This is a genomic window from Vibrio sagamiensis NBRC 104589 (genome assembly GCF_007990935.1).
Classification (GTDB): Bacteria; Pseudomonadota; Gammaproteobacteria; order Enterobacterales; family Vibrionaceae; genus Vibrio; species Vibrio sagamiensis.
The window spans coordinates 36,929-43,652 of sequence record NZ_BJXJ01000037.1; the positions used below are offsets into that span (position 1 = coordinate 36,929).

Sequence of the window (6,724 nt, forward strand, 5' to 3'; positions counted from 1 at the left end):
TCCAAAATATCAAATTAGGGCGTTATAGACGGTTTAAGGGTTGTTTTTGGTCGTAAACTCGCACAGTTTTCATGTTAGTAATTTAGTAATAATGAATACCTCACTAAGTTGACCGAGTATTGATTACTATTGGTATTATTTATTGTCATTTTTTGTTAACTTACTGAGTTAAATAATTAATTTAAAAATGGCTTTATGTTTCTATCAAATAAAAAAAGATTAATAACGTTATCTGTTGCGTTGATGTTGGCTGGTTGTGGAAGTGATGATACAAGTGCTAATTCAACTGATGATACAATTGCTAATTCAACTGATGATACTAGTGCTCATGCAAAGCCTTTAGCATTTAACCTAACTACAATCACAGCATCAAGCAGTGATAAGGCAACAACTTTTACATGGGAGACTTCTGATAACGCTACCGAATATTCACTGTGTAGAAAAGATATATCAAAGCCAAAATCATGTGATGTGCTTGAAATAACTACTACGACGAGTGCAATCGTTAATGGTATTGGTGTTATCAGACATTTAACATCGGAATATTTTGTCATTGCAAAGAATTCTTTTGGAGAAATCGCATCCAATGAAAGGTCTCTGAGGACTCAAGAGTTAACTCCTCTCATTCAACAAATATATGCCTCTAACACTGTCAAAGATGACAGTTTTGGTTTTTCCATCGCTTTGTCATCAGATGGTAATACGCTAGCTGTGGGGGCGCCTGGCGAGGATTCAAATGGTACAGGGGTGAACTCAGGGGCTCAAGCAAACAATGATGCTAGCTACTCTGGAGCGGTTTATATCTTCCGTTACAGTGATTATAAATGGACTCAGGAAGCTTACCTTAAGGCCTCCAATGTGGGTGAAGGTGACGCTTTTGGTGGTGCCATTTCCTTGTCATCAGATGGCAATACGTTGGCTGTAGGGGCGAGTGGTGTACACTATGAAGAGCACTATGTCTGGGACTCTGGAGCGATTTATATCTTCCGTTACAGTGATTCTGAATGGACTCAGGAAGCCGACCTAAAGGCCTTTAACAATGATGAATTTAACTATTTTGGTGGTGACATTTCCTTGTCAGCAGATGGCAATACGTTAGCTGCTGGAGCGAGTCTCGAGAATTCAGATTGTGTGGGGATCAACTGTGAAGTGGTAAGTGATATTGTTGCTGATGGTTCTGGTGCGGTTTATCTATTTCGTTACAGTGATTCTAGATGGGCTCAGGAAGCCTACATAAAGGCTTCCAACGCGGGTGTAAATGACCGTTTTGGTGATTCCGTCGCTTTATCATCAGATGGCAATACTCTAGCTGTAGGTGCGTATGGCGAAAGTTCAGATGGTACGGGTGTAAATTCTGGAGCTCAAGAAAACGACAATGCTCTCCAGTCTGGAGCAGTTTATCTCTTCCGTTACAATGATTCTAAATGGACTCAGGAAGCTTACTTAAAGGCCTCCAATGCTGGTGTATATGACCATTTTGGTGATTCCGTCGCTTTATCATCTGATGGAAATACGCTAGCAGCGGGGGCACCTCGCGAGAGTTCAGATGGTTCGGGGGTCTATTCTGAGGCTCTATCAAACAACAATGCTCGCTACACTGGTGCGCTTTATATCTTTCGTTTCAGTGATTCTATATGGACTCAGGAAGCCTACCTAAAGGCATCTAATACTGATGTCGGTCGCTATTTTGGTTCGAAAATCGCCTTATCCTCAGATGGCCAGGCATTGGCTGTGGGAGTGCCTTACGAGAATTCAGGTGGTGTGGGGGTAAATTCTGAGGATCAAGAAAACAATGATTTTCGCGACTCTGGAGCTGCTTATCTCTTTCGTTACAGTGATTCTAAATGGACTCAGGAAGCCTACTTAAAGGCCTCTAACACTCATGAATTTAATTATTTTGGTGGTGCCGTCGCCTTATCGTCAGATGGTGAGGTATTGGCTGTGGGGGAGCCGGATTATTGGAGTGGGGATAATTCAGATGGTCAGGGGGACGACTCTAGACCAGTTTATATTTATTAAACTGAAGTTACTCCCAAATGCTATCCAGAGATTAAGTATCGAACTTAATCTCTGGATTAGGTCTTTCATTTAAGTCATCATTTATCGCAATAGCACTTCACAACAAATTGTCATACCTACACTCATTCATGATTTGCTAATTAAGCAAGCTCGATTGCTAATAGTTGTCCAGAGGCTTCATAGAGCTGAAGTTTTACATGTGGCAATTTTTAACAAAGTGCCTCCTAGCTCGGAGCTGCCCCAAAATCGTTCAGAGCTAAAACTCTACACATTCTAGTGTGCGTGCTTTTACCGTACCAAATCTAATCCGTTGTAAGAGAGTAAGACCATACTCATTTTTGTTTGAGGCGAAAATCGTATAGCTCCGAAGCCGCCGGAATTATACGGAAACTTTCGGCAATTTCTGAAGTTCACATTATAGGCGCTAGGCAATACGGGCATGAGATTGAAAGTGAGTATAATTAGCGTTACCATTGGTTGCATATGATTGCTGAAGAAATCCGTCTAATAAGCGTTATGTTTATAAGGAGAATCAAGAATGAAAGGGCAGTGGATAGGTAAGTACACTGGTGATGTAGATGGTATCGTAATGATAAATGTTGATGAAGTGGATGATCATTTTGAAGCTGTAGCTTACATCAATCCGTTTGACAAAAATATACCTTCGTCAGTTGCTTACTTCGAACCTTTTAAACTACAGGAAAAATTTAGAGTCAGGGCTTACTTAAACCCTGTTAACCCTATAAATGGCTTTGAAACTAAATGGGATAATCTGAAGGATTTGTATCCTGACTCAAGTCACTCCAATCAAGCCGAAGCCGAAATTGAATATGATGGAAAGCAGTTAAAAATATCTTCGACTACAGATATTGGTGTTAAATTTTTTGCTCAAATTGATAGCCCTGAAAGAAAATCAGAATCAAGTATCAGTGCCGTAGAAATGAGTTGGTATCAATACAAAAATCATGTGTCGGAACTACTTGGGAAGGGATATTTGTTCAGAGGGCAGCAAAAACCGTGGCGCTTGCAGACAACCTTTCATAGATTAGGACGATATAGAATTAGTCAATTTACTCAGGTAGATGTTAAGCAGCTACACCAACGTTTGTGTGCAATTACGTCACACTACTTTGACTTAAATGACCCACAGCAAAATGGCGCTTTTTTTAATCTTTTACAACATCATGGTTATCCAACTCCGCTATTAGATTGGAGTCATTCACCCTTTGTATCATCTTTTTTCGCTTTCAGAGACTGGCCAAAGAACTATGTAGGCAATGAAAAAGCAAGAATATACGTTTTTAACCACGAAAAATGGAAATTAAAGTATCCCCAAATCTCAAACTTAGATCCTCCTTTTCCACATTTGTCTGTCACTGATTTTATTGCACTAGATAATCCAAGAATGATACCCCAACAGGCTCTAACCACTGTTACAAATGTTGAAAATATTGAAGCATATATTATTAGCAAGGAGCAGGAAACTGGGGAAAGGTTTATCGAGGCAATTGATATACCAGCTACAGAGCGAGAAATTGCGATGAGAGAACTTGCTTATATGGGAATAACTGCCGGCTCTATGTTTCCTGGTGTAGATGGTGTGTGCGAAGAGTTGAGAGAACGAAACTTTGGAAAATAAACATAATAAGACGCTAAAGATGGACTAACAAACGTTTGGCATTTTTGTCTCGATTTAGTGTAGAGTTTTTGGTTTTCAAATTTGGTTGGGTGGTCAGTTTGTTAGCCACTTAGCTTTGCGTAAGTGAAATAGAGGAAATAATGGGTAAAGCCGATCAAGAAATCATCGCCATTTTAAAAGATGTATTCCGGTTAAAGTTCGTGAAACCACTTGAGTCAGACCACAACCTACGGATTTGGATGATTCGCATGACTTTTACACTCTCGATATTAGGGCTTCTCGGACGCGGAGTGCTAGTTCTGGCGGGGAACGAGATTTCTGCTGATTATTCGTCAATAATGAACACCCCAATTGCCTTTTTCTTCACTCTATTGTTCTTGCATATAAATAACGAAATTGAAGATACAAGTATCATCATGTTTGTACTTACTTGGCTGTCATTGATGTTTTCCTTGTATGTATAGGTAGGATTTAACCTAATTTGTTCAAGCATCTGCTAACAGTTGACGATCTTGGTTTTAATTGAGTTTAGTGATTACGATGGCTTTGTTTGAGTGTAGTGGTAGTTAGCTGTTTCTTAACAAGGCGTTAGGAATCAGGAGGGTAAAATGGATGATATAACAACTGCAATGCAAAGTGTGAAAGTAGGGATTTCCCTGCTATCCGATACAATTGGTTTGGTAAAACAAACTAAAGATGTGTTGCCAGAATCTAAAGAAAAACAAGTAATATAGCAGTCATTAGAAGAAGCTACTAAGGCGACTAAATTGGCTGAAGCGCAAATTGCACAAGCTTTAGGTTATCAGCTTTGTAAATGTACGTTTCCACCTCAAATAATGCTGTCGGTAGGGTATAGAGATTTTGAAGAAGCATTCGAATGCAAACTTTGTGGTAAGTCTTCGCAACGTCCAGAACGTTCGGCTCACATCTCAGAGTCAGTCAATCATTGGTAGGTGATTCATAACAAATAAGGATTAAGCGTTGCGTAGCCAACGTTAACCCCCGAGTGTTGAATAAGCCCGAGCCTCTATATAAGTAAATTGTGCGATCTGCTCTGGAAGGGTGGCGGGCTTGATGCTTGTTTATAGGCGTATGCGTTCTTTGTAAGGCAGAGCTTTCGCCAAGTAATCCGTTGGATTCTGCACATCACTTTTGCTATTTGCTATACCTGAGATTATTCATGACTCGCTAATGTAAGATTTTTCTAAACTCATTTTTGTCCAGAAATGTGCTGAAGGGGTATTAAACACGAAAAATGTCCCTAAGTGTGTTTAGAGTGCATGAAGCTATCATGAGAACTATTTGGGCAACTGATTGTTGGACAATTTATGTTTTACAGAAAAAATCTGTATTTAGTGATGTAGGTACAGAGCTGTATAACTTAACTTATTGTGAATTAAAGTGAAAAATATGTATCGTGTACGTCATTGAGATATTAGCAGTCTATGGAGTTAAATTTGAACAATAGAGTTATTTTTACAGGTGGACCTGGCTCAGGTAAGACCTCAGTTATCGAGCTGTTATGTCAGATGGGGTATCAAAGTGCACCAGAAGTTGGGCGTAAAGTTATTCAAGCCCAAGTAAAGTCGCAAGGTAGTGCATTACCTTGGCTGGATAAAAAAGCATTCCGAGATGAAATGGTTCTTGAAGAAATCAACAATTACAGGAACTTTGGTGATACTGAGATTACGTTTTACGACCGAAGCATTGTCGACTCTTATGGGTATAGTATGCTTGAGCACATACCTGTTTCGGAACTTCTGTTAGCTAAATGTGATGAATTAGATTACTGCCGTATAGTTTTCATCTTTCCTCCTTGGGAAGAAATCTATGAAAATGATACTGAACGGAAGCAAGATTTTAATGAAGCGGTTGCGACATATCATGAAATGGTTAGTGCTTATACAAAATTTGGCTATGACTTAATTGAAGTTCCAAAGACATCTGTTAAAGAAAGAGCGCAGTTCATCGTGAGTAAATTGCGCGCTTCCTTATAAATAACAATGACTACGAAGGTATCGAGTATGACAGCAGCTTGTTGGAAGGAAACGCATAACAAACATTTAAGACTCAAGATACTTTTTCTAATCGAAACTATTTGTTATGAAGTAAAGACTCTAGCTCATTTCTCTCCAAAAACTATTTATACAAAGTTGGAGTGACTAACCCTCACGCTCAGCTTTCATTCTCTTAACGACACGCACAACCGTTCGAGCCGAGACACCAATCATTTTGGCCGTTTCATTAATGCTCATGTGGTCATCGACTCTGAGCTTATAGATCTTTTCATGCAGTTCCTAGTCAGGCTTCCTTCCTTTGTATTTCCCTTCGTTCATGGCCTTCTCGATGCCTTTCTTTTGGCGGTGACGTCTATCTTCATAATCCGTTCTTGTGCAGCATTTCTTTTAATTTTGACTCTCATTACCATGATATTAATTATTATCTGAAATATAATATAAATATAAAAACAAAAAGAGTTATGCTATGGGAACTAAAAGACTAAATGTTTTTTTAACTTTTATAATTATAGTAATGTCATTATTTATTTTATATGAAAAAAATAACAAAAAGTACAATGAAAGTCTTGAATCAGGCTACATAAAAAATGCTAGGGAAGATTTAAGAGAATATGCACTTATATCTTGCTTAATAAAAATAGAACCTAGTGGTAAAATGGCAAATGACCTTGGAAATCTGCGAAGATCATTATCTTACATGGGAAAAGGGAAGTACTTTATAGAACAAGATAAGGATACATTGGAAGACATAAGAGACCCATACCGTAATGCAGTCGAATCTATACTTTTAGAAGCGAGTAAACACAAGGGTTATATGAAAAATGGTAACATATCTGAATCATTCACCTGTTTTAAAGCATATCGTTCGAAAATATTTAATGAGATAATTCATGGTCAAGATGATTTAATATTACCCAATGAAAAAAACTCCTTTTAAAAATTTGTTAGGCTTGTGTAGGGGGACTTGCTGCAAAAATTGAAGATGTACCTTAGGTGCCTAGCTGAGCACCTCTTTTCATGCGTAAAGTCCGAAGATATTGAAGAGTTC

Annotated in this window: 7 protein-coding genes and 1 pseudogene; 7 read left to right on the forward strand and 1 reads right to left on the reverse strand. The window is 38.6% G+C overall.

The features are described from left to right. Positions 1–195 precede the first annotated feature (195 nt). The 6 genes from VSA01S_RS15670 (at position 196) to VSA01S_RS15690 (ending at position 5,655) form a co-directional block, all read left to right on the forward strand. Entirely contained in the window at positions 196–2,019 is a 1,824-nt protein-coding gene (locus VSA01S_RS15670; RefSeq protein ID WP_083932237.1) for an FG-GAP repeat protein, read from the forward strand. A gap of 538 nt (positions 2,020–2,557) precedes the next feature. After that, the gene (locus VSA01S_RS15675; protein ID WP_039981018.1) at positions 2,558–3,658 is read left to right on the forward strand and encodes an FRG domain-containing protein; all 1,101 of its coding nucleotides are present in this window, start codon (positions 2,558–2,560) and stop codon (positions 3,656–3,658) included. 140 nt (positions 3,659–3,798) lie between these two features. Then, entirely contained in the window at positions 3,799–4,122 is a 324-nt protein-coding gene (locus VSA01S_RS15680) for a hypothetical protein (protein WP_039981017.1), read from the forward strand. A gap of 144 nt (positions 4,123–4,266) precedes the next feature. After that, complete coding sequence (locus tag VSA01S_RS20480; RefSeq protein WP_258007711.1) at positions 4,267–4,392, forward strand: hypothetical protein; 126 nt, start codon at positions 4,267–4,269, stop codon at positions 4,390–4,392. Between the two features lie 33 nt (positions 4,393–4,425). Continuing rightward, positions 4,426–4,611 (forward strand): hypothetical protein, encoded by a 186-nt coding sequence (locus VSA01S_RS15685; RefSeq protein ID WP_039981015.1) that lies wholly within the window; start codon positions 4,426–4,428, stop codon positions 4,609–4,611. A gap of 504 nt (positions 4,612–5,115) precedes the next feature. Next, entirely contained in the window at positions 5,116–5,655 is a 540-nt protein-coding gene (locus VSA01S_RS15690; RefSeq protein WP_039981073.1) for an AAA family ATPase, read from the forward strand. 165 nt (positions 5,656–5,820) lie between these two features. Here the strand turns inward: VSA01S_RS15690 and VSA01S_RS15695 are convergent. Then, a pseudogene (locus VSA01S_RS15695) lies at positions 5,821–6,051 on the reverse strand (recombinase family protein); the annotation flags it as partial. 91 nt (positions 6,052–6,142) lie between these two features. Between VSA01S_RS15695 and VSA01S_RS15700 the strand changes: the two are divergent. Then, entirely contained in the window at positions 6,143–6,613 is a 471-nt protein-coding gene (locus VSA01S_RS15700; protein WP_050567334.1) for a hypothetical protein, read from the forward strand. Positions 6,614–6,724 lie beyond the last annotated feature (111 nt).

Excerpts from the sequence above, each read along its gene's own strand:
- VSA01S_RS15700 (WP_050567334.1), top strand. The coding sequence starts at position 6,143 with ATGGGAACTAAAAGACTAAATGTTTTTTTAACTTTTATAATTATAGTA.
- VSA01S_RS15670 (WP_083932237.1), top strand. The coding sequence starts at position 196 with ATGTTTCTATCAAATAAAAAAAGATTAATAACGTTATCTGTTGCGTTG.
- VSA01S_RS15675 (WP_039981018.1), top strand. The coding sequence starts at position 2,558 with ATGAAAGGGCAGTGGATAGGTAAGTACACTGGTGATGTAGATGGTATC.
- VSA01S_RS20480 (WP_258007711.1), top strand. The coding sequence starts at position 4,267 with ATGGATGATATAACAACTGCAATGCAAAGTGTGAAAGTAGGGATTTCC.
- VSA01S_RS15680 (WP_039981017.1), top strand. The coding sequence starts at position 3,799 with ATGGGTAAAGCCGATCAAGAAATCATCGCCATTTTAAAAGATGTATTC.